Source organism: Geobacter argillaceus (genome assembly GCF_007830735.1).
Classification (GTDB): domain Bacteria; phylum Desulfobacterota; class Desulfuromonadia; order Geobacterales; family DSM-12255; genus Geomobilibacter; species Geomobilibacter argillaceus.
Genome location: NZ_VLLN01000010.1, coordinates 114,973 through 135,355, shown reverse-complemented (window position 1 = coordinate 135,355; position 20,383 = coordinate 114,973). Strand labels below are relative to the sequence as shown.

The 20,383-nt window shown below is 56.5% G+C and carries 20 protein-coding genes; 2 read left to right on the top strand and 18 right to left on the bottom strand.

Annotated features, from left to right (window positions below; all coding sequences use genetic code 11):
- Nucleotides 1–61: 61 nt before the first annotated feature.
- Together hldE and JN12_RS10020 are read right to left on the bottom strand one after the other, a co-directional pair.
- Nucleotides 62–1,528 (bottom strand): bifunctional D-glycero-beta-D-manno-heptose-7-phosphate kinase/D-glycero-beta-D-manno-heptose 1-phosphate adenylyltransferase HldE, encoded by a 1,467-nt coding sequence (hldE, locus tag JN12_RS10025; protein WP_145022009.1) that lies wholly within the window; start codon nt 1,526–1,528, stop codon nt 62–64.
- A 296-nt stretch (nt 1,529–1,824) separates the two neighbouring features.
- Nucleotides 1,825–2,775: a hypothetical protein gene (locus JN12_RS10020; protein WP_145022006.1), complete on the bottom strand. Its 951-nt coding sequence runs from the start codon at nt 2,773–2,775 to the stop codon at nt 1,825–1,827.
- A gap of 203 nt (nt 2,776–2,978) precedes the next feature.
- Between JN12_RS10020 and JN12_RS10015 the strand changes: the two genes are divergently transcribed.
- Both JN12_RS10015 and JN12_RS10010 read left to right on the top strand, forming a co-directional pair.
- Complete coding sequence (locus JN12_RS10015) at nt 2,979–3,278, top strand: hypothetical protein (RefSeq protein WP_145022003.1); 300 nt, start codon at nt 2,979–2,981, stop codon at nt 3,276–3,278.
- Nucleotides 3,278–3,610 carry a hypothetical protein gene (locus tag JN12_RS10010; protein WP_145022000.1) on the top strand — a complete coding sequence of 111 codons (333 nt, stop codon included), beginning with the start codon at nt 3,278–3,280 and terminating at the stop codon, nt 3,608–3,610. The genes JN12_RS10015 and JN12_RS10010 overlap by 1 nt, the downstream gene beginning before the upstream one ends.
- Before the next feature lie 160 nt (nt 3,611–3,770).
- Here JN12_RS10010 and JN12_RS10005 read toward each other — a convergent pair whose 3' ends face one another.
- From JN12_RS10005 to JN12_RS09930, 16 genes are all read right to left on the bottom strand, one after another.
- The gene (locus JN12_RS10005) at nt 3,771–4,928 is read right to left on the bottom strand and encodes an ATP-binding protein (protein WP_145021997.1); all 1,158 of its coding nucleotides are present in this window, start codon (nt 4,926–4,928) and stop codon (nt 3,771–3,773) included.
- A 115-nt stretch (nt 4,929–5,043) separates the two neighbouring features.
- On the bottom strand, nt 5,044–6,039 hold the full coding sequence (gene waaC / locus JN12_RS10000) for a lipopolysaccharide heptosyltransferase I (protein ID WP_145021994.1): 996 nt from the start codon (nt 6,037–6,039) through the stop codon (nt 5,044–5,046).
- A gap of 10 nt (nt 6,040–6,049) precedes the next feature.
- Complete coding sequence (wecB, locus tag JN12_RS09995; protein WP_145021991.1) at nt 6,050–7,204, bottom strand: non-hydrolyzing UDP-N-acetylglucosamine 2-epimerase; 1,155 nt, start codon at nt 7,202–7,204, stop codon at nt 6,050–6,052.
- A 43-nt stretch (nt 7,205–7,247) separates the two neighbouring features.
- Nucleotides 7,248–9,065 carry a class I SAM-dependent methyltransferase gene (locus JN12_RS09990; RefSeq protein ID WP_145021988.1) on the bottom strand — a complete coding sequence of 606 codons (1,818 nt, stop codon included), beginning with the start codon at nt 9,063–9,065 and terminating at the stop codon, nt 7,248–7,250.
- Nucleotides 9,066–9,209: 144 nt separating this feature from the next.
- Nucleotides 9,210–10,094 (bottom strand): glycosyltransferase family 2 protein, encoded by an 885-nt coding sequence (locus JN12_RS09985; RefSeq protein ID WP_170241889.1) that lies wholly within the window; start codon nt 10,092–10,094, stop codon nt 9,210–9,212.
- Nucleotides 10,095–10,129: 35 nt separating this feature from the next.
- A complete protein-coding gene (locus JN12_RS09980; protein WP_145021982.1) occupies nt 10,130–11,077 on the bottom strand; it encodes a glycosyltransferase family 2 protein in 948 nt (315 codons plus the stop codon).
- Entirely contained in the window at nt 11,070–12,347 is a 1,278-nt protein-coding gene (locus JN12_RS09975) for a glycosyltransferase (RefSeq protein WP_246125828.1), read from the bottom strand. Before JN12_RS09975 ends, JN12_RS09980 begins: the two co-directional genes overlap by 8 nt.
- The gene (locus tag JN12_RS09970) at nt 12,335–13,435 is read right to left on the bottom strand and encodes a glycosyltransferase family 9 protein (RefSeq protein WP_145021979.1); all 1,101 of its coding nucleotides are present in this window, start codon (nt 13,433–13,435) and stop codon (nt 12,335–12,337) included. The genes JN12_RS09975 and JN12_RS09970 overlap by 13 nt, the downstream gene beginning before the upstream one ends.
- Before the next feature lie 30 nt (nt 13,436–13,465).
- The gene (locus JN12_RS20785; protein WP_246125827.1) at nt 13,466–13,633 is read right to left on the bottom strand and encodes a glycosyltransferase family 2 protein; all 168 of its coding nucleotides are present in this window, start codon (nt 13,631–13,633) and stop codon (nt 13,466–13,468) included.
- A gap of 159 nt (nt 13,634–13,792) precedes the next feature.
- Nucleotides 13,793–14,722: an O-fucosyltransferase family protein gene (locus JN12_RS09960; RefSeq protein WP_145021976.1), complete on the bottom strand. Its 930-nt coding sequence runs from the start codon at nt 14,720–14,722 to the stop codon at nt 13,793–13,795.
- Between the two features lie 2 nt (nt 14,723–14,724).
- Nucleotides 14,725–15,513 (bottom strand): glycosyltransferase family 2 protein, encoded by a 789-nt coding sequence (locus tag JN12_RS09955; protein ID WP_145021973.1) that lies wholly within the window; start codon nt 15,511–15,513, stop codon nt 14,725–14,727.
- Between the two features lie 25 nt (nt 15,514–15,538).
- Nucleotides 15,539–16,579 (bottom strand): lipopolysaccharide heptosyltransferase I, encoded by a 1,041-nt coding sequence (gene waaC, locus JN12_RS09950; RefSeq protein ID WP_145021945.1) that lies wholly within the window; start codon nt 16,577–16,579, stop codon nt 15,539–15,541.
- Nucleotides 16,580–16,643: 64 nt separating this feature from the next.
- A complete protein-coding gene (waaF, locus tag JN12_RS09945; protein WP_246125826.1) occupies nt 16,644–17,702 on the bottom strand; it encodes a lipopolysaccharide heptosyltransferase II in 1,059 nt (352 codons plus the stop codon).
- A gap of 17 nt (nt 17,703–17,719) precedes the next feature.
- Nucleotides 17,720–17,890, bottom strand: a complete 171-nt coding sequence (locus JN12_RS09940; RefSeq protein WP_145021942.1) for a Trm112 family protein — start codon at nt 17,888–17,890, stop codon at nt 17,720–17,722.
- Between the two features lie 2 nt (nt 17,891–17,892).
- Nucleotides 17,893–18,978 (bottom strand): tetraacyldisaccharide 4'-kinase, encoded by a 1,086-nt coding sequence (gene lpxK / locus JN12_RS09935; RefSeq protein WP_145021939.1) that lies wholly within the window; start codon nt 18,976–18,978, stop codon nt 17,893–17,895.
- A 10-nt stretch (nt 18,979–18,988) separates the two neighbouring features.
- Nucleotides 18,989–20,293 carry a 3-deoxy-D-manno-octulosonic acid transferase gene (locus tag JN12_RS09930; RefSeq protein WP_145021936.1) on the bottom strand — a complete coding sequence of 435 codons (1,305 nt, stop codon included), beginning with the start codon at nt 20,291–20,293 and terminating at the stop codon, nt 18,989–18,991.
- Nucleotides 20,294–20,383 lie beyond the last annotated feature (90 nt).

Sequence of the window (20,383 nt, the reverse complement as noted above, 5' to 3'; positions counted from 1 at the left end):
CGTCGGTTCATTTTCAATCTAATTTAATCTAATGATAAAAACAGAAATATGTTTCCATCTATCAGGCGTACCGTTTCAGGATCTCGTCAATGACATTGCTGGTGGACTTCCCGTCCACGAACGGTACCAGTTCGACTCTGCCGCCGTACGACTCCACCACTCCCCGGCCGACCACACCTTCCAGGGTGTAATCCCCCCCCTTCACCAGCACCTGCGGCCGCAGGGTCTCGATGAGCCTGAGCGGCGTATCCTCATCGAAGATAACGACATAGTCAATGCAGTCGAGGGCCGCCAGTACGTGTGCCCGCTCCTCCTCGCCGATGAGGGGGCGCTTTTCCCCCTTCAGCCGCCGGATGGAGGCGTCGCTGTTCAGACCCAGCACCAGCAGGTCGCCGAAGGCCCGCGCCTGCTGCAGATACTTCACATGCCCCACATGGAGGAGATCGAAGCAGCCGTTGGTGAAGACCACCCGCTTGCCGCGCGCCTTTTCCGCCGCGATGATCCCTGACAGCACATCCAGGTTCTTGATCTTGGTGTCGCTGTCCCGGTGGCTCCGGCCCGCCTCTTCCAGGATCTCCGCCGGGGAGACCGTGGAGGTGCCGAGCTTGCCGACCACGATGCCGGCAGCCGTATTGGCCAGCCGGGCCGCCTCGGCTATGCCGATGCCGGCCGCCAGCCCCAGGCTCAACAGTGCCAGCACCGTGTCGCCGGCACCGGTCACGTCGAACACCTCCCGGGCCACGGTGGGAATATGCAACGGTTCTGCCGCGGGGAAGAAGAGGGACATCCCCTCCTCGCTCCGGGTGATGAGCAGCGCAGAGAGATCAAGTTCAGCCAGGAGCTTTGCCGCTGCCCGGTTGAGACTCTCGCCGTCGCGGATCGGGATGCCGGCAGCCTGCTCCGCCTCCTTGCGGTTCGGGGTGATGACGGTCGCACCCCGGTACTTCAGGTAGTCGTTCCCCTTGGGATCGACCACAACCGGGATGCCGAGGCGGTGACCGGTCTCGATGACCGTTGTCAGCACGCGCGGCGTCAGCACCCCCTTCAGGTAGTCGGAGACCACGAAAACCTGATACTGTCCCCCTTCCCGCTCCAGAAAGCGGATGATAGCCTCTTCCCGATCACTCCCGATCTCCTCCTTCGACTCCCGGTCGATCCGGACGATCTGCTGGTGGGCCGCGATCACCCTGGTCTTCTTGCTGGTCCGCCGCTGCGGGTCCTCGAAGACGCCATCGGTATCGACCCCCTTGCCACTGAAGACATGACGGAGCAGCGTGCCGTTGTCGTCGGCGCCGATGACGCTGCAGACCCCAACCCGGCACCCCAGGGCCACCAGGTTGTTGACCACGTTGCCGGCGCCGCCAAGGCGCAGGTCTTCACGCACCACGTCCACCACCTGGACCGGCGCCTCAGGGGAGATCCGTTCCGTCTTGCCCCAGAGGTACTCGTCCAGCATCAGGTCGCCGATGACCAGGGCGCGGATCTCCGGCGCGCGCGCGAAGAGGGATTCGATATCTTTTCTTTCCATGGCTCCTCCGGAGTGTTCGAGGTTCGAGGTACGGTTAGCAAATTGCTTCACACTTTTAAGCCCCGCAGGGGCGCTCGCCTGTAGCCGGGGGATTCATCCCCCGGTAATGGAATCGGATAAATCCCTTCGTCACGTACGTGACGTAATGGCATATTGCCGAAATAACCGGGGAATAAATTCCCCGGCTACAGGCATTCTATCCCTACAGGATGAAGGCTGGAACCTAAGGGTGCTGGCTTCCAACGCCGGCAACTTCCCACGATTCGATCTCTTCGAAACAAGCGATTTTCATGGTTCTAACCTTGAACCCTATCCAATATACCTGCCGCCAGCAGCGGAATCATGATCTCGTGGTGGCCGGTGACCGTGTAGCCGCGGCTCTTGCCCGAGGTGGGCCGCTTCACCACGTTCTGCAGGGGACGGTAGTGCTGCTGCATATCGAAGTTGGCCGTGGTGAAGTGATCCACGTGGTGTCCCAGGTTCTGGGCAATGGAGAGGGCCTTGAGGAAGACCTCCGGCAGGAGCACGGCGCTCCCCAGGTTCAGGTACACCCCGCCGTCCCCCAGTTCGCTGACAATGGAGGTCAGTATCCTGAAGTCCGTGAACGTGGCCTGACCGATGACGGCACCGTCGGCCTCCGGGTGCTGGTGGATGATGTCGGTACCGAGTGCCACATGCACGGTTACCGGCACGTCCCGTTCCGTGCAGAGGGCCAGCAGGCTCCAGTCACGATAGGGGTTGTCGTGCTCGATGATGAACCGCCCCACCGCCTCGCCGTACCCCTGCCCCTTGGCCACCCCGGCCTTGAGCGCCCGGTTGATGTCCCGGCCGGTCTCCTCGGCCATGCCGAAGGTGCCGCAGTGGAGCACCGCCCCCACGTCCTCGCTGGTTTCGCCAATCAGGGAGATCTCGTAGTCGTGGATGGAGCCGGCGCCGTTCAGGGCAAAAGCGGTGATGACGTCCGCCTCCACCAGGCTCCGCAACACCGGCTGGAGCCCGCACTTGATGACATGGGCGCCCATGGCCACCACCACCGGCTTCCCCTTCTCACGAGCGGCAACCATGGCATCGATCACGCCAACAAGCGCCTCGGCCCCCAGTTGGGGAGGCATGGCCGCCAGCAGGTCGGCCACGGACATCCCCGGCCGGATTTCGCCGGCCTTGTCCCGCTCCATGACCGTCTTGTTGCTGCGGGTGGCTATGGGATAGGTGGTAACCCTGGATAAATCAATTGGTTCGTATTTCACGATACTGTTTCCTTTGCATGCATGAGAAGCGTAAGAGTTCAAACACTCGCCCCCTTTTGCTTCATAAGCAAATCATTTTGCACAAAATACCACTACTTGATTCACATGCAAATCATTCTGTTGCAGATCAACACACAGCGAGTCTATTGATTCCAAGCCGCACCCATGATAGCATGACTATCATTCCTAGCGTGGAGGAGTACATGAAAAAGCGCAACCAGATCAATGTGACCATTGAAGACGCAGAAGCGGAAAACATCTATGAATACTGCCGGGTCAACAATAGAACCCCTCAATGGCTTTTCAAGGCGGGTGCACAACGACTGCTCGAAGAGGACCGGCTGGAGCGAAAAGCGGACCTCATGACCATGCAATCATGGCTTGAAATCAGCGAAGGGCGCTCGGAACCGATTGATGATTTACTGGATGCCATTGAAAAAGACCGGCAATACGGCAGGGAAATGGGCTCGTGCAGTCGCCATGACAAGAGAAAGTCTGCCTGATGGTCAAGAAATTCTCGAGCATTCGACGCACACCAACCTTCATGGCTGCGTACGCCGAGATGAGTTCCTATTTACGCAGATCAAGTCCCCTTGCCTTTCTGGCGTTACCGTCAGCCATGAAGCTGATTCTCGACACCATCGACCGCCATCCCCGCTCGTGGCCCATCAAGAGAACGCGTTCAGGCTCCACGGAACACGAATTCCATCTGGCCATTGTCGACATCGCCTACCGGCGTCTCCATGTCCGGTACCATGTCGATACCCATAACATCGCCCATCTTCTGGCAATCTGGGTAGATGGTCACGACGAACCGAACTATACGTTGTCGTGACAGTTGTCAGGGGGAGACGTCACGCTCGCATGCGCTGCCAGAGCTCATTCACAGCATGAATCCATAGGTCACGTTATCCAAGCGGCTGAATTTGAGCTATATGACGACTTGTGGTTGACATACAGAGTACTACTTTTTCGAACTACGGTCGGCTGATAGCTCACGGCACATCTCCCTTCCCGGGCGATCCGGCAATAAACTCCAGATAGTTATCACGGTTGATCAGTTGCCAGGACGCATCGGGATAGGCGGTTGTCCATTCCCTTGGTGGCCGTGGCCTGGCCTTTCCCCATTTCATTTCGTACCCGTACAGTTTTCCGTTTCGTTCCTCAACCAAATCCAGTTCCTTCTTCGTGTAGGTCCGCCAGAAATAGTTATTGGCAGGTTCACGAAGGTACTCCTGCCGCTTCATCCTCTCGATCACCAGATAATTCTCCCACAGCTCTCCCACATCATTGCGAAGATCCACCGGATTGAAGTTATTGATCAAGGCATTCCGAACGCCATTATCCACGAAGTAATAGCGGCTGTTTTTCGTGACCTCGCTGCGCAGGTTGCGGCTGAAACCTCCCAGCCTCTGGATGACGAACGCCTTTTCCAGCAGGTCCAGGTAGTTATCAACCGTATTTTTGCTCATCCCCAGACTGGCGCCCAATTCAGTATAGGAAACTTCCTTGCCGATCCGGAACGCGATCAGCTGAAGCAGCCTGCCTATCTTGGCCGATTGCCTGATCCCCTCCAGCTCCAGGATATCTTTATACAGGTACGATGATACAATTTCCTTGAGGTACTGCTCCCGGGCCTTGTTGTCCTCCATCAGAACCACCTCGGGATAGGAACCATACACAAGGCGGTGTTCCAGTCGGGCAACGGTCTCATGGTGCTGTTCAATCGTGCCGATCTCCAATTGGGCGAGAGGGTACTGTATCAGAGTGGTCTTCCTGCCGGTCAGCGGTTCACCGATGTTGCGGGCCAGGTCGAAGGATGACGAGCCGGTGGCGATTATGCGGATGTCGGGGATGTGGTCAACAATCAGCTTGAGATTGAGACCGATGTTCCGTACCTTCTGGGCTTCATCCACCACCAGAAGCCTGTTGCTGCCGACAAAAGCCTTGAGTTTTTCCACGGACTGGCAGGAGAGAAAGCCCTGAATGGTAATGTCTTCACCGCTGACCAGCAGATAGGGATCGGTTTCAGCCTTGAGGAATTCCTTGACGAGGGTGGTCTTGCCGGTCCGCCTGGCACCATAGATAACGACCACCTTTCCGGGGCTTAGCGTGGTCTTGAGATTTGCAAGCTGTATTTGCGCGATATACATAATGTATAATTCCGTCACCAAACTGACTGAATTTTACATTATTATTCAATGAAGGCAACCGATATTTGCAATTCAGTTATGGTACGAACAGAAGAGAATTGGGTTGTCAGCCTGCTCACAGCAGCAGTTCTTCCGCCTGACGAACAACCTCTTCCACGGCAATGGTGCTGACGGAAAAATCGTTTCTGTCCGGTTTCGCTGTATTGACGCGACTCCCGGAGGTAAGCACCCGATGCCGGTCGGTCGGGGCGTAGGGAGGCGCCGTGGCGCCGAACAGGGCAAGGGAGGGAACGTTACTGGCCCAGGCCATGTGGGTCGGTCCCGTATCGCCGCCGATCACCAGATCGGCGCGGCTGATGGCAGCCTTCAGCTGGTTCAGGTCGAGGCGGGGCAAAATCGTCACGTACGGCGAATGCTCGGCCAGATAGTTGGCCGATTCCAACTCGGCAGGTGAGCCGTGACAGACCAGGATATTCTGCTTGAGCCGGTCTGCCACGGCAATCAGTTTCTCCTTCGGGTAGTTCTTGTAGGCGATACTGGTCTCGGGAACCATGATGATATTTTTTCTGTCGGTCCGAAACAGCCCCTTCGTTGCCTCTTCGTCCCCGGGGCGATGCCCGAGAAAAGGGTGTTTCCCGACCAGTTCCGTCGGGTCCATCGTAAAACCGAGACTCTGTACAATCAGCGCGGCGTAGCGATGCACCGCCGGCTCCGAGAACGGAACGGTCACGGTCCTGGAGTAGAAAAGGGTCGCCAGTGGCTCCTTGACCACCGATCGGTGAAAACCGGTTCGCACCCCGCCCAAGCGCCTGGCGATCAGGGCCGACTTGAGCATGCCGTGCAGGTCGATGATCATATCGAATGGCCCAAGCCCTTCCAGCTTGGCCAACTGGGCCTGTAGTCCCCCAAGGGAGAACCGTCCCTTGAGCTTCTTCAGATCGAGCTTGACGATCCGCTCCAGATCGGGGTTGCCGTCAAGGATATCGGCGAAGCGACTGTCGGCGATCCAGGTAATGGAGCAGTCGGGGAAAGCGCGACGGATGAGCTGGAGTGAGGCCATGCCGAAGACGATGTCACCGAGGGAAGAGAGACGGATGATGGCTATTTTCATGGTGAACTGGTCAATTTCGTTGTCCGTACTGCTTCAAGGCCGAGACAATGCGCTTTGCTGCTTTGCCGTCACCATAGGGATTGTGGGCTCGACTCATTGCTTCATAGGCATGCTCATCGGTAAGGAGCAAGGAAGTCGAGTGAACTATTCGATCAACGTCTGTCCCGACGAGTTTAACGGTACCGGCCGCTACAGCCTCAGGCCGTTCAGTCGTATCGCGCATTACCAACACAGGCTTGCCAAGCGATGGGGCCTCTTCCTGAATTCCACCTGAATCGGTAATTATCATCCAGGATCGATCCATGAGATAGACGAACGGGAGATAATCAAGCGGTTCAATCAGATGAATATTTGGCAAACCAGAGCCCTTGAGGATACGGTTGACCGGTTCGCGGACATTCGGATTCAAGTGGACCGGATAAAGGATTTCCACATCTCCGTGCTGCCGGGCAATAGCCGCGAGAGCCAGGCAGATGTTATCAAACCCTTCCCCGAAGTTTTCACGCCGGTGACCCGTCACAAGTACTAGCCGCTTAGCTGGATTCAAAAAGGAAAACTGTTCCGCAAACTGCTGCTGGAGCGCTGATGAAGCCTTAATAGAACCCGTCACATGCAACAACGCATCAATAACCGTATTGCCGGTAACCACGACGCTCTCGTTCGACACCCCTTCCCGAAGGAGATTCTGTCTGGCCAAGTCGGTCGGAGCGAAGTGAAGGTCGGCGAGGTGTCCGGCAATTGTGCGGTTCATCTCTTCTGGAAAGGGTGCGAATTTGTTGTGGGTGCGCAACCCTGCCTCCACATGCCCAACCCTGACCCGGCAATAATAGGCGGCAAGGGCTGCGGCCATGGTGGTAGTCGTATCACCGTGCACGAGGACGATGTCTGGCCTTTCCAGCTCAAGCACCTGCTTCAGGCCCTGCAGCACGTTGCAGGTGACGTCAAAAAGGTCCTGGCCAGGCTTCATGATATCCAAGTCGTAATCGGGATGGATAGTGAAGAGATCAAGCACTTGGTCAAGCATCTGGCGGTGCTGGGCGGTGACACAAACGACACTCTTGAATTGATTCCGATGGCGTTCCAGCTCCTTGATGACCGGGGCCATCTTTATCGCTTCAGGGCGGGTGCCGAATATGGAAAGGATTGTAATTCTTTGTAAAGTCATAGTATTTCTTATGTGATTACCTCTAACGGTTTTTTGGTGACACCTATTTCGTCAGAAAATATATCCTGTTGTCTCCCAATCCCAGGTAATCAAAGAAGCGTGTAATGAGGTGGTTGATCTTAGTTCGATGCATAAGTTTTAGGATCTTCATTGCCAACCTGTGCTGCCATTTCTTTTCTGATCGAGGCATCCAGAAGGGTGACGTCGTACCCATTTCCGGAGCAGTAAAAAGATGGATCCATTGGTAGTATAGCCATTCGGAACAGGTAATCGATTTATGTGATTTCAGCGTGAGTCCAGCTGAACGGGCCGCGTATTCGAGGGATTTCTTAGTGAAAAGCTGGAGATGATACGGTGTGTGCCAATGTATCCAACGTCTGCCAAACAGTTGTACACCCCAACTTTCGGCATTGGGTGTGCTTATGATGAGTGTACCACCCGGTTTCAGGACACGGGCGATACCCTTCAGGGTTTCGATGGGATCAATGGTGTGTTCGATGACTTGATCAAGGGTGATGTAGTCGAAATACCCTGGTTCATATATGTCGGGATCAAACAGTCCGACATGGACGGAATAACCGAATCTGTCCGCTACACGCCTGATGCTTTCGTCAGCCTCCACGCCATGGACCTCGCATCCCCGATTTTTGTGATACCCGAGGGTTTCCCCGAAACCACAGCCGACATCAAGAATCTTTACCCGTTCCGGCACCCATCTGAATGCTGAAGCCTTATCACCGTTCAACCAGGAGACGAATCCTGCTGAAGGTGCAAATGGCTTATAGGTATCAATATCAAAGGTAGCACGTGGATAATATTCCGTGTAGAGCCTGCCGATCATCTCCTGGGTATGGTTGGCTGCGAGCTGTTTATGCGTACAGTGTTTGCACGTTGTTATTACGAAGTTGCCGGGATATGCGAATCGGTCGTCATAGACTTTAAATGAGACTTCCGCGTCATAAGAACCGCAGATGGAGCAGCTTTTTGTTTTTCGCAATACCGCCAGCATGTGATCTGGAACAAGGGATGGGGTGCCGGTATAATTGCCTGTAACCATCCCTTTCACGAATGTCTTGATCCTTTTGACGAAACCATACTGGTGAGCTCTCGTATTGAAAACCGGCATGCCTGTTTCGAGAAGGAATCCTCTAATAGATGAAAGATATAATGGAGATGGAAAAACTATATGCTCGGGAAATGCCACATACCACCACTTTTCCCGTGAGCGGCGGGCGCTGAAACTCGAATTGTTCCCGGTTAGCAGGATAAGCAGGCCTCCTGCCTTCAGAAGCGTTCCGCACTTGGATATGAATTCCCCCGGCTCATGAAGGTGCTCGATGAGATCGAACGCGACTATGACATCGAATGTCTCGGATGTGATCAAGTCAAGATGTTCATAACCTGCGTGTCCTTTGGAAGCCAGCAGTTCCCTGCTGTGCTCTGAAAGCTCCACGCCTGTTGTGAGACAATCGAGCCCACTGGCAAAATCGAGGAGTTCGCCTGTGTTGCAACCAATATCCAGTACTTTTGGACTGCCTGCAAACAACCTCTTGAGGGTATCGGTTATCTCAGCTGGTTTTGTAGCGCAGAAACCATCAGATGAAGGCCACTTGTGTCCGGAATTGCCGGTCTGGTAGAGCATTTCAGCAGTCTCGGGCGGCAGTATGTTCTGGGTAAACCAAGACAGACAGCCGGAACAGTTCCACAGTTCCGGAGTACGGATCAATTCTATGGGATTTGAGGAAAACGTAAGCGGATCTGGATAGGTAATATCTCCTATCTTTTCAATATCAGCCGATGAACAGAGCGGGCATTGGTCATAATGTATATGATTGTTGATGGCATGTGATTGGCTTCCCACGACAACTCCCAGCGCTAGTGTGTAATGGTGTGACTGTTACTAATTATCTTGTTGACTACTCTACAGCCATTTTCAACAACAAAGAACAAAAGCAAGCTAGCATTGACTCTGGCCAAAAGGCATGTCGGGTAGTCAACGGTAGTCTTAGTATTTGAAAATCCTGCTGATCGGCCTGACAACGTTACGGTCAAAATCCTTGAACAAATGTCTCAAGGTGAACAGAGCATTGTTCACCTTGCTGAAATGGCGTCGCAACAATAGACTCTTGTCTTTTTCAAAAGCTTCGTCTTTACCCGTTGCCGACAATCCGTTAGTATCATCAAACATTGCTATGAGAATGGGCATATAAGAGAACGCCAAGTGGGGATCGTTAAAACAACGGATATTGAGTTCATAATCTGCCACGATGCGGTATTGTTCATCGTAGCAGTATTTTTGTCCCACGATACGGGGATAAAATATCGCCTGATGCGGGATGTTCCGACACATCAACTTGTAGGCGGAAAATTCGCCGCCATACAATGAATGCTGGCCCGGCATGTAGACATCGCCATAGTAGATGGTCGCCGGGGCCATCAGATGCGATGCGACCTTGTCCAGACAGTTGACGAGCAGATCATCTCCACCGAGAAACAGCATCCAGTCTCCCGTGGCGAGTTTGAATCCTTTGTTCATGGCATCATAGACGCCGTTGTCCTTCTCGCTGATCCAGAAATCGATGCAATGGTCATATCGATGAAGGATATCAAGCGTTCCGTCCACTGAACAACCATCAATGACGATAAATTCTATGTTGTCATACCTCTGGTTGATGACGCTGCTGATAGTTTCCTCAATATGGGAAGCGCCGTTCAACACTGGTGTAATGATTGATATCAAGGGCTTTGCAGGATACGAAGCCTTGCCATGAGATTTTGCTCTCAGCCCTCCACACGTGGTGGAGGGCTGAATGCCAATATTGAACATTTCCACCACACTGCGGGTGGTTGCGTATCGATCATCCAGGCAATAAGGCATTAAATTGTTCATGGCGATGTGAGTCCGATCATGGGGTGGACTGCAAATCATAGTGAAAAGATGCAACGTCGCACTGCCCTGAGACGTATGAGATAGCGAAGGCGTTTGAACAGGCCACGTGGTTTCATATTCATCGCCAGATGCAAGCGGTTGTTGATTTTGTGCTGTATACGTTCATAGTCTTTCGTGTCAGAAAGGCGTCGCACATACTGCTCCACAAGGTCCAACTGCCGGTCCCGCGGATGACGGGGAAGCGGCAGGTTCCCGAATTTTCGCTCCAAAAGTACGCGGTTCTTTTTCAATAATTCCTTTGTCTGTCTGGGCATCTTGCCGAACGATCCGCTTCCACGGTGATAGAGAAAGATGTCCTCTCGGCATAACAGTCGGTATCCTGCCTGCCGCACCCGGATGCAGTAATCGTCGTCCTCGAAAAACCCCAGATCGTAGGCCTCGTCCAATACTCCGACGGTTTCGAGCACATCCCGGCGCATCGCCACGCAAAAGAAGCCGAGCCGCTCGGCTTCAAAGGTTTCACCAGCGCTCCGCCGGGTCCACTGCGCACCCTCAGCTAGGATTTCCTCCGGCGTCGTGCCGCTGGTGAAGATCTTCTGTTCGTTGCCGACCGCATTGGAAACCGGTCCCAATAGACCGATTGACCGGTCGTCAAGCAGCGCAGAGCGCATGGTAGCCAGCCATCCCCCGGTCACACGGGTATCGTTGTTCAACAGGACAATGATCCGGCCGGTTGCCCTGCCGATGCCGTCGTTGTTGCCACCGGCAAAGCCGCGGTTGGTTGCATTGAGGACGCATTTCAGCCGGGGTTCGCGTCCGGACAGTTCCGTCAGATAGGCCGGGGTGCCGTCTGATGAGTTGTTATCCACAACGATGACTTCGTAGTCCTCGCTGCCGCTGTTGCCGAAAATGCTCTCCAGGCAGGGGACGGTGTAATCGTGTAACCCGTTGTAGGTGACGATGATGATGCTGCATTCAGCCATGGCGTCCGCCTGAGTCCTTCTGGCCAACAACAGCGGCAATGGACATGATTTCGGTAACGGCCGCTGCCACCGTATAGGGGGAGACCGGCTGCCCCGGCGTGTTGCCGGCACTCTTCCAGCCGCTGTAACAGTCGGCTATCGCCTGTTTCACCGCCTCGGGCGAACCGGCGGATACTGAGGTGTGTCCAAGCGCCGCAAGCATCCGGGAAAGCCCAGGATTATGATGCACCAACCCTAGGACCGGGCGCCCCACATGCAGATATTCATAGGTTTTTGAGGGAATCGTCTCGGATGAAAACTCCTCAGTGTTCTGGATGAGCAGCAGGACATCGCAATGCTTCATGGCCACCAGTGATTCGTTACGCGGTATACGTCCATAGTCTCGGATAACCCCTGGCGCCAGGAACTCACTGATTAACCGTCGCGAGAGACGATCACAGGTCCCGTAGAGATCAAGCCGGATCACATCAGCCAATTCCGGTCTTTCCTCGAGCAGGAGACGTAACCCCTCCAAGAATACTTTCAGGTTTCGGGAGCCTCCCAACGAGCCGAAATGCGCGAAGCGGCAAAAGGCACTCCTTTCGTACACAACATCCGGCATGGCAGACGGATCCGCCCCTGGGAAAATGGTCCAACCACGTCGTCCCAAGCCAGTTCGGCGTTCGGCCGCCTCACGGGCTTCGTCAGTCAGAAAGACAATGGCATCGGCACGACGGCAGATTAAACGCTCCAGCCAGCTGAAAACCGCCAACGCACGCCGACTGCGCAGCCAGTCTCCATGCACCAGCGGGTCCTGGACTTCAGCTATCCACGGCAAACCGTTGCGACGGGAGATTATGGCTGCCGCCAGATGGGCACTGGCCGGGCCTCCGGTCGAGTAGATGACTTCGGGCTGATGCTGGCGGCAGAGGCGTCCCCCCTTCAGTATCGCCAGAGGGAACCAGGACCATTGACTGTCCAGATCGATTATCAATTTCTCCAGCAGATAGAAGGGGAGGAGCAAAATGGTAAGCACCGGCGCCAGCATCTTCCACCATTTGCTCCGTCGCCGTAGGTGACGCAGTTCGAACCGGATTCCGGACGGTCCCAGAGACGGAACCCGTGAATGAACCATTTGCGGCCAGCGCCCACCACACACCCCGGTAAGAAGTAGCGGTTCGATCCCGTTTGCTCTCAAATAGGGGATTCGATCATCCAGATGCTGAGCGCAGGCCATGCCGTCAATGCGCGAAAAATAGGAAAGGACCAGCCATCGCGTTACCGGTTGCACGCTTGCTCCTTGCCTGCCAGCAACCGCTCAGCCGCAGCCAGGACATCCTCGGTCCCGATAGCCGCCAGACAGCGGCTCTCGCCGCCCAGATCGCCACACCCTGCGTTGCCGCACGGTACACACTCCTCATCGCTTTGGAGCAGCACCATACTGCCGCATTGCTGATTCCCGCGCAGAGCCGGGCACTGTTGAGCAGCCGGACCGCTGTTGTTCCACGGGGACCAACGTTCGGCAAAGGTCGGTCCGTAAAGGGCCACCATCGGCACCCCGACGGTAGCTGCCAGGTGGCTGACCGCCGTATCAAGGCCGAGGTAGAAAGTTGCACTGGCAAGCAGGCAGGCCATCCGGTTGAGACTGAACTCTCCAGTGATCAGGGCCGGCCGGTGTCGGCAGAGCAAGGCAGCCTGGCCGAGCAATTCGATCTCGCGCGCGTCCGGCGACGACGTCCAGACCGGCTGCAGGCCATATCGGTCGACCAGGGCATCGCTCACTTCCGCAAACCGCTCCATGCGCCAGTATTTATAATCCCACCGGGCAAACGGATGGATAACAAAATACGAGCCGATGACGTCCAGGGTCCGAAGGGTTTCAGTAACCGCCGTTTGGTCGGCAGCATCCCAATAGACCTTTGCCTCCAGACGTTCAACCCGGTGACCCAGCCCTTCGGAAACCAGCTGACTGATGCGAGCAACATGCATATAGCCAGGAAATGGAATGGGATGCGTAAAGAAGAGCCTCTTCCAGAGGTTCCGCCAGCCCCCCCCCCACCCTTGATAGAATCCGACCCTCGTCGTCCTGCCGGCAAAGAGAACGGCAATGTTCCCCCGATCCGAGGCATTCATATTGATCGCCAGATCGTACTTGCGGAATATCTCCCGAAAATACCCCGTCCCGCCTTTTTCCGAATAGTGCACACGGCGGATACGGGGATCTTTCTCCAGGAATTCACCGGTTCCCTTCCCTACCAGGAGGTCGATTGCCGCCTCCGGATAGGCCTCCTTGAGCAGGCCGATCAGCGGCGTCGTCAAAATGACGTCGCCGATCAAACGGATACAGACGATCAGGATGGTTTCAGGGGAGCTGTTCATTGTTGTTTCCTATCGGCTTTTGCCCACAGCTCACGGCCCTTGACATACCTTAATAAGGTGTATTGGGTATACAAGCACATCATTGTTCAGGATCACCAGCCATTCGGAGGCGGTTTGTCGCACCCCTTGATTCCAAGCCCCGGCGCAACCCAGGTTTTCTTGATTGGAGATGACGTTGACGTCCGTGCGGCCGGCCAAGTACTCTGCAGTCCCATCAGAGAAGCCGTTGTCAATCAGCAGAATCTGTGCCCCAGCAACAGCAGGCTCTCGAGGTATTGCTGCGTGTAATGCAGCTGATTGTAGAGCGGTATGACGATCGTTGTACTCATCTCTTCTTTTTAGTTCCTTCCCGATGACCTAAAGCCAGCTTGTGTCGGCGCTGCGAGACAGGTCGACCGATTCGAAGACGTCGGAGATGGTGGTAATGTCCACTCCCTCGCGGCCAGCAGCCTGCCAGCGCGGCAGACGCTTGCCGTGAAGCTGCAGCAATCCCTTCAACGGGGCTGCCGGCGTCGCCCCCGGTCGGGGAACAATACAGTCCGTTGGCTTTCCCAAGACGTTTGCCGCCCAGTGGGAGTAGCAGGAAATGGGGGTTGCCAGTATTACCGGACAGCAGGCCAATGCGAAGAGATCGGCAACCGGATTAACGCGCGAGTCGTGATCGGGCCCTTTGTAGGCATAGGGTGAGTCGATCCCCAGGGTGATGACATCAAAATTCCGGTGGAGCGTCGAGAAAGCGGCCGGGTCTCCGGTGCAGGACAGAAAGAAGCAGACATCCTTCTGGCGGGTAGCAACGGCCGCCATTGTCTTTTCGTACCACCAGACTGGCACGGCGGGCCATTGAGTGCCTCTGACGTCGTACATTTCCTCATTCGTCACCGTAAAATCGCCGTGCCTGATATGAACACCAACAATGGGACGCCCCGCGACCCGGTCAAAGGTGGCGCGAATATCCTCTGTCAGTGCCGGACACAGATGTATCTTGCGGGCCACTTCCAGGTAGATCGGGTCAAGCAGCTCGGCCGGACCATTGAGCGAGCGGAGAATAATCTTTTTACCCTTAAGCGAGGCAAACAACGCCTCGTCGCAATCCCTTATCCGCAACGCGCCGAGTCGGGCCATGATGCGCACAGTCCCGCGCCGGGTCTCGTCAATACTGAACGAATCAAGCTCCCGCCAGTCGAGCACGATATCATGGCCATACGCCCTACGTATCGCGAATGCCAGAGGAAGGGCTTCAAGGCGGTTTGAGATCCCTACAAATTCGTCAATGAACAATTGATTCATGGTCAGTCCTTCTGTCCCCTATCTGTACGGAGTGTCTCTGAGACGCTAAGCTCCCAAAGTTTGGCATATTTGAAAAAAGTATTAAAAGAAGAAAGTACAGCGTAGAGAAAGCCGGGGATTCCTTCCAGCAGGCCCTTCTTTAGAAAATAAATTTTGCAGAAATTCATCAATGGATTGAGTAATAGCTTGCCAAAATTTACGCCCTTGCCAGCCCTAAATTTTTCATCAGCCTGAAGACTGGAATCAAAATCAATTTTTCGGAATCGTTGCGCCAATGTCTCAGAAGTGAAATGTTCAAGAGGATTGCGGAAATGATATATCTGGCCTTTGTCTACACTCATAGAATCAAAACCCAGACCTGGTTGTTCATTATAGCGACCCGCTCCCTTCTTGAGAAGTCTTCGCGTATAGTTGGGATATGAACATTTCAACCATTTGCCAAAAAAATAATTCTTTCGCGGGATTTCACCAGCTGCATAAATCTCGGCCAAAGGTGAGTGAATGAATCCAAGAACTTCGTCCTTAAGGGCTTCGGTTATTCGTTCATCGGCATCGAGAAAAAGTACCCATTGTGACACGGCAATGTCCAAACCGACATTTCGTTGAGGACCAACCATTCCGGGCCATTCCCGTTGAAAAACCTTATCTGTGAATCTCCTTGAAACTTCGACAGTTTGATCTGTGCTAAACGAGTCAATGACTATTAGTTCATCTGCCCAACGAACACTCTCCAAACAAGGGGCAACATTTTTTTCCTCATTCTTGGTTATGAGAACGACGGATATCACCATTACTGTGTTCCCTCCAGTGCAGCACTCATCCAATCAACTTCCTCACCCCGTTCATGACCATCTCCACCGTAATACTCCTCCGGCACTCCTCATCCCGCTCGCACTTGGTGCGGAAGCAACGGGTACAGGAGATCGGCGACTGAATGACGACATGGCTGTTGCCGCGCGGACCGCTGCCATTGCCGTCGCTTGAGCGATACAGAGAAACCGTCGGCGTGCCGACTGCCGCGGCAAGGTGAACAGGACCGGTATCGCCGCCAACGACCAGATCGACCTTCTTGAGGAGTGCGGCAAGCCCCTTCAGCGAGTAACGGTCGGTTACCCTGGCACCGGGGCCGATGGAGGTGGCAAGCCCGGTCACGGTCTGCCGTTCCGCCTCGTTCCCCCAGGACAGGAGAACCGTTGACTCGGGATAGCCGGCAAGCAGTTGCCTGCCCAGATCGATCCACCCCTCCTGATGCCAGAACTTCGTCTGCCAGGTGGTGCCGGTATGGAAGAGGAACACCAGACCTTCACCCAGGGTAGCCATCAACGCCTCTGCCGCCTGTTCGTCCTCCGGCGAGGTATGAATATCGGTGCGCAGTTCATACTGCCGGAAATCCCTGCCAAAGGGGGTGCTGACCACCCGCAGATACTTGTCGGTCACATGGCGGTCCTGGCTGCGCAGAGGAATATGGCGGGTAGTGAAGAGCAGGTTGATCCGCTCCTGAAGGTCATCGCCGGTAAAGCCCAGTACCTCTTCGCCACCGCTCAGCCAGTCAATGAGGCCACTTTTCAGATTTCCCTGGATATCGAACACTATGTCGTAGCGCCGCTCGCGCAGGGACTCCTTCAGCGCGGCGATATCCCGTCGGGTCGCGGTGGCAAAGGGAGACCGGCGCCATACCTTGGTGCGCACCGTGTGCAGCTGCGAGACGAGAGGATTCCCCGCCAGCAGGTCACGGAACGGCTCTTCCACCACCCAGTCCACCTCGATGCCGGGTACCACTTGATGCAGGTAATCCAACACCGGCAAGGCATGGATGATGTCGCCGAGGGCGGAGGTTTTTACGATCAATACTCTCATAACTGGTTCGAGGTTCGAGGTTCGAGGTTCGCGGTTCGAGTCTTTTCAACGTCGAACTTCGAACTTAGAACGTCGAACTGGTTTTCAGTTTTTCCGCCGCTTCCACCACCATCGCCGGGGTAACGGCGGTCATGCAACGGTGGTCAGTCGGACACTCCCGCTTCATGCAGGGGGCACAGTCGACCTGTTGACAAACGACCAGTGCATGCTCTGCCAGAGGATAGGTCGTCGTGTGGTCGGTGGAGCCGAAAATGGCCACCAGCGGCACGCCAAAGGCAGCAGCGATGTGCATCGGCCCGGAATCGTTGGTGACGAAGAAAGTGCACCGCTTGATGACCGCCATCAACTCCCTGACCTTGGTCCTGCCGGCCAGGTTAAGGCAGGGAGAGGTCATGGTTGCGGCAATATCGGCCGCGATCCCGGTCTCGTCCGGGCCGCCGGTTATGACGATCTTCGCCCCCCACCGGCCGGCCAGGTCGTCGGCCACGGCTGCAAACCGCTCCGGGTACCAGCGCTTGGCCGAGCCGTAGGTGGCACCGGGGTTGATACCGACCACAACATCGTCCGGATTGATATTGCCGGACCTGAGCAGTTCCGCAATCGCACCATCCTCTGCCGACGTTGTCGCCAGTAGCTGGGGTTTGGCCGATGCGGTTATGCCGAAGTGGGCCAAAATGGCTCGGTAGGCCTCTGACTGATGACCGGTGGTTGACTGCAGGCTCTTCGGCATGCCGTAGTTCAGAAGCATCCCCCGGCCGTCGCTTCGCAGGCCCAGCCGGCGGGGAATCCCGGCCAGCCAGGGAACCAGTGCGGAATCAAAGGAGTTCGGCAGGATGATCGCCAGATCGAAGGCACGCGCGTTCAACTCCGCAGCCAGCCTCAGCCTGCCACCAATGCCACGGTGACGCCCGTTCCGGTCGTACACCAACAGTTCGTCAACCCAGGGATGGGGCGTGAAAAGCTCGGCAACCAGCGGGGTAGCCAGGAGCGTGATCCGTGCTGTTGGAAAGAACTCCCGCACCGTTCCGATGGCCGGGGTGGTCATCACCGCATCACCCAGCCAGTTCACGGCACGTATGAGAATTTCCCCGATATTTGCCGGATCGATTGTCTTGCCCCTCACTCCTTACACCTCACCCCTTACGACAATAACTCCGCCTCATCCACCAGCATCACCGGAATCCCTTCCCGGACCGGATAACGAAGCCGGCAGACGTTGCAGGTCAGGGCAGGCAGTTCTTGCTCGTACTGGAGCCCACCCTTGCATTGCGGGCAGGCAAGAATCGCCAGAAGTTCCTCGGATAGTGCCATATCTATCTCCCGTTTTGAAGCAGTTTATCCAGCCGCCGGCAGAGGGGGGCGGCATCGGCTATCTCCAGTTCCAGCGACGCCACATAACACGGGAAATCATCCGCCCCCAACGCCTTCAGCTTGACCCCATCCTTGGCGGTGGTAATCAGGTAATCGGCCCGTGCCGACGTGCGAAGCCTGGCCAGGGCCGCGCACTCCTCGTCGCCGTACACGGTATGATCGGGAAAGGCCAGGGTGGCGGCCAGCTCTGCCCCTTCCCGCTCCAGTTCGTCAAAGAATCCCGCCGGGTCGGCGATCCCGGCAAAGGCCAGTCCCCTCTGTCCGGCCAATTCCCCGAATCGGCGTACCGGCCCGCCCGACAGGGTGGTAAAACCGACCAGCCGGTGTCGGGCATGACAGACAGGAAGGCCGGCCGGGAGCTTCGCATCAGGCAACGAATCATCGACACAGCGGGTGAACAGCGCCATATCGGCCCGACCGATTGACGAGAGCGGTTCCCGCAGGAGACCGGCAGGCAGAATACGGCCATTGGCGAACGGCTGCCTGCTATCGAGAAGCAGGATATCCAGGTCCCGTTGCAGCCGCAGATGCTGAAACCCGTCGTCCAGGATGAAGATGTCCGGGTTCAGCCGCTCCATGGCCAGGCATCCGGCCCGATAACGGTCGCTGCCGATCACCACCATCAGCCCCGGCACCAGATCGGCCAGCAGGCACGGCTCGTCGCCAGCCTCTTCCGGAGTAAGGAGCCGTTGCTCGCCGTTGGCAACAATGGCAACGGTTCCCTCCAGGCTCCCGCCGTACCCCCGGCTGAGAACCGCCACCCGTTTGCCCCGTGACATGACGTAGCGGGCAAGCCAGGCGGTCATGGGGGTCTTGCCGGTGCCGCCGACGGTGATGTTCCCCACCGAGATCACCGGCTGGGGCAGTCTGCGCGACCGGAGCAGACCCGCAGCAAAGGCAAAGGCCCGCAGCCGCATGGCCAGGGAGTACGGAACGGCACAGCCCCGCAGCAGGACCAGCAGCAGCCGATCGGCTACCTTCTGCGTCTCACCGTTCAGCAGCGCCTTGAAATACTCCTCACCCTTCACTCCTCACTCCTCACGTCCTTGCCGGCCTCTCATCCAGCAACCGCTCAATTACCTCCAGATGCCTCTCCGTTGCCCCACCATTCTCCGCGACGATGCGCCGGCCCCGTTCCCCCATGGTGAGGCGCCGGTCGGCATCCTGCAACAGGGTAGCCAGGGCCGCGCCAAGGGCGCTTTCATCCGCGACCTGCACCCCGCCCTCTCCGGCCAGCGCCAGCCGCGATATCTCGCGAAAGTTCTCCATGTACGGTCCAAAGACGACCGGAACCCCCAGGGATGCCGGCTCCAGGAGGTTGTGCCCGCCGACCGGCACCAGGCTTCCGCCGACAAACACCAGATCCGACACGGCATACAGACGCATGAGCTCGCCGATGGTGTCCACCAGGAGCACCCGTCCCGGCGCAATCAAGGGGGTAGCCGCTCCCAGCCCGGAACGACGGACATAGGCACGGTCGGCTTTCTCCAGGAGACCGGCCACCTCGTCGGCCCGCTCCGGATGGCGTGGCACCAGAACCAGTACCACTGGCAAACCGGCAGCCAGCAAGGCCCGGAAGGCGGCAATCACCAAAACCTCCTCACCGGGATGGGTACTGCCGGCCGTTACCACCAGCGCTTCCGGCGGCAGGCGGTAGGCGGTGCGGATGGCAAGACGTTCGTCCGGGGTCGGGACAATCACGGCGATATCGTACTTCAGATTGCCCGCGACAAAGACCCTGGCGGGGTCTGCGCCGATGGCGGCTATGCGCCTGCCGTCCTCGGCACTCTGCATGCACAGGGCGGAAAAGTGGGCAAGGATCGGCCCGAAAAACCGGCGCAGCCGCAGGTAACGGCTGTACGAGCGGTCGGAGATGCGACCATTCACCATCACCACCGGAATCCCCCTTTCCCGGGCGATCCGGACAAAGTTCGGCCAGATCTCGGTCTCGACGATGACGATGAGCGCCGGTCTGACTCGCGAAAGCAAGCTGCGGACCGCAAAGGGGTAGTCAAAGGGAAAGTGGAGGGCCAGGTCCACGTCCCTGATCCCCTGGCCGATGGCCCGGCCGGTTTCGGTCATGTTGGAGAGGATGAGGGGACGGTTCGGCCACCGCTCCTTCAGCCCCTTCAGAAGCGGCTTGGCAGCAATGGTCTCGCCGACCGACACGGCATGGACCCAGATCGGCGATCGCCCGGCAACCGGGGCCGTAATGGCATTGTCGACAAAGCCGAAACGCTCGCCGAATGCCGCCGGTCGCCCTCTACTGACGGAACGATAGAGGTGGTAGGCGAGGATGAACGGCAGCGCCAGCCAGAGCAGAATGTTGTAAAGAACGTACATAAACAAAACCTGTTCGATGTTCGATGTTCGATGTTAAAGCAATTTCGGACATCAAACCAACGTATGTACCCGCCGTTTCGTCACGTCCCG

Excerpts from the sequence above, each read along its gene's own strand:
- hldE (WP_145022009.1), bottom strand. The coding sequence starts at position 1,528 with ATGGAAAGAAAAGATATCGAATCCCTCTTCGCGCGCGCGCCGGAGATC.
- JN12_RS10015 (WP_145022003.1), top strand. The coding sequence starts at position 2,979 with ATGAAAAAGCGCAACCAGATCAATGTGACCATTGAAGACGCAGAAGCG.
- JN12_RS10010 (WP_145022000.1), top strand. The coding sequence starts at position 3,278 with ATGGTCAAGAAATTCTCGAGCATTCGACGCACACCAACCTTCATGGCT.
- JN12_RS10005 (WP_145021997.1), bottom strand. The coding sequence starts at position 4,928 with ATGTATATCGCGCAAATACAGCTTGCAAATCTCAAGACCACGCTAAGC.
- waaC (WP_145021994.1), bottom strand. The coding sequence starts at position 6,039 with ATGAAAATAGCCATCATCCGTCTCTCTTCCCTCGGTGACATCGTCTTC.
- wecB (WP_145021991.1), bottom strand. The coding sequence starts at position 7,204 with ATGACTTTACAAAGAATTACAATCCTTTCCATATTCGGCACCCGCCCT.
- JN12_RS09985 (WP_170241889.1), bottom strand. The coding sequence starts at position 10,094 with ATGAACAATTTAATGCCTTATTGCCTGGATGATCGATACGCAACCACC.
- JN12_RS09980 (WP_145021982.1), bottom strand. The coding sequence starts at position 11,077 with ATGGCTGAATGCAGCATCATCATCGTCACCTACAACGGGTTACACGAT.
- JN12_RS09970 (WP_145021979.1), bottom strand. The coding sequence starts at position 13,435 with ATGAACAGCTCCCCTGAAACCATCCTGATCGTCTGTATCCGTTTGATC.
- JN12_RS09960 (WP_145021976.1), bottom strand. The coding sequence starts at position 14,722 with ATGAATCAATTGTTCATTGACGAATTTGTAGGGATCTCAAACCGCCTT.
- JN12_RS09955 (WP_145021973.1), bottom strand. The coding sequence starts at position 15,513 with ATGGTGATATCCGTCGTTCTCATAACCAAGAATGAGGAAAAAAATGTT.
- waaC (WP_145021945.1), bottom strand. The coding sequence starts at position 16,579 with ATGAGAGTATTGATCGTAAAAACCTCCGCCCTCGGCGACATCATCCAT.
- JN12_RS09940 (WP_145021942.1), bottom strand. The coding sequence starts at position 17,890 with ATGGCACTATCCGAGGAACTTCTGGCGATTCTTGCCTGCCCGCAATGC.
- JN12_RS09930 (WP_145021936.1), bottom strand. The coding sequence starts at position 20,293 with ATGTACGTTCTTTACAACATTCTGCTCTGGCTGGCGCTGCCGTTCATC.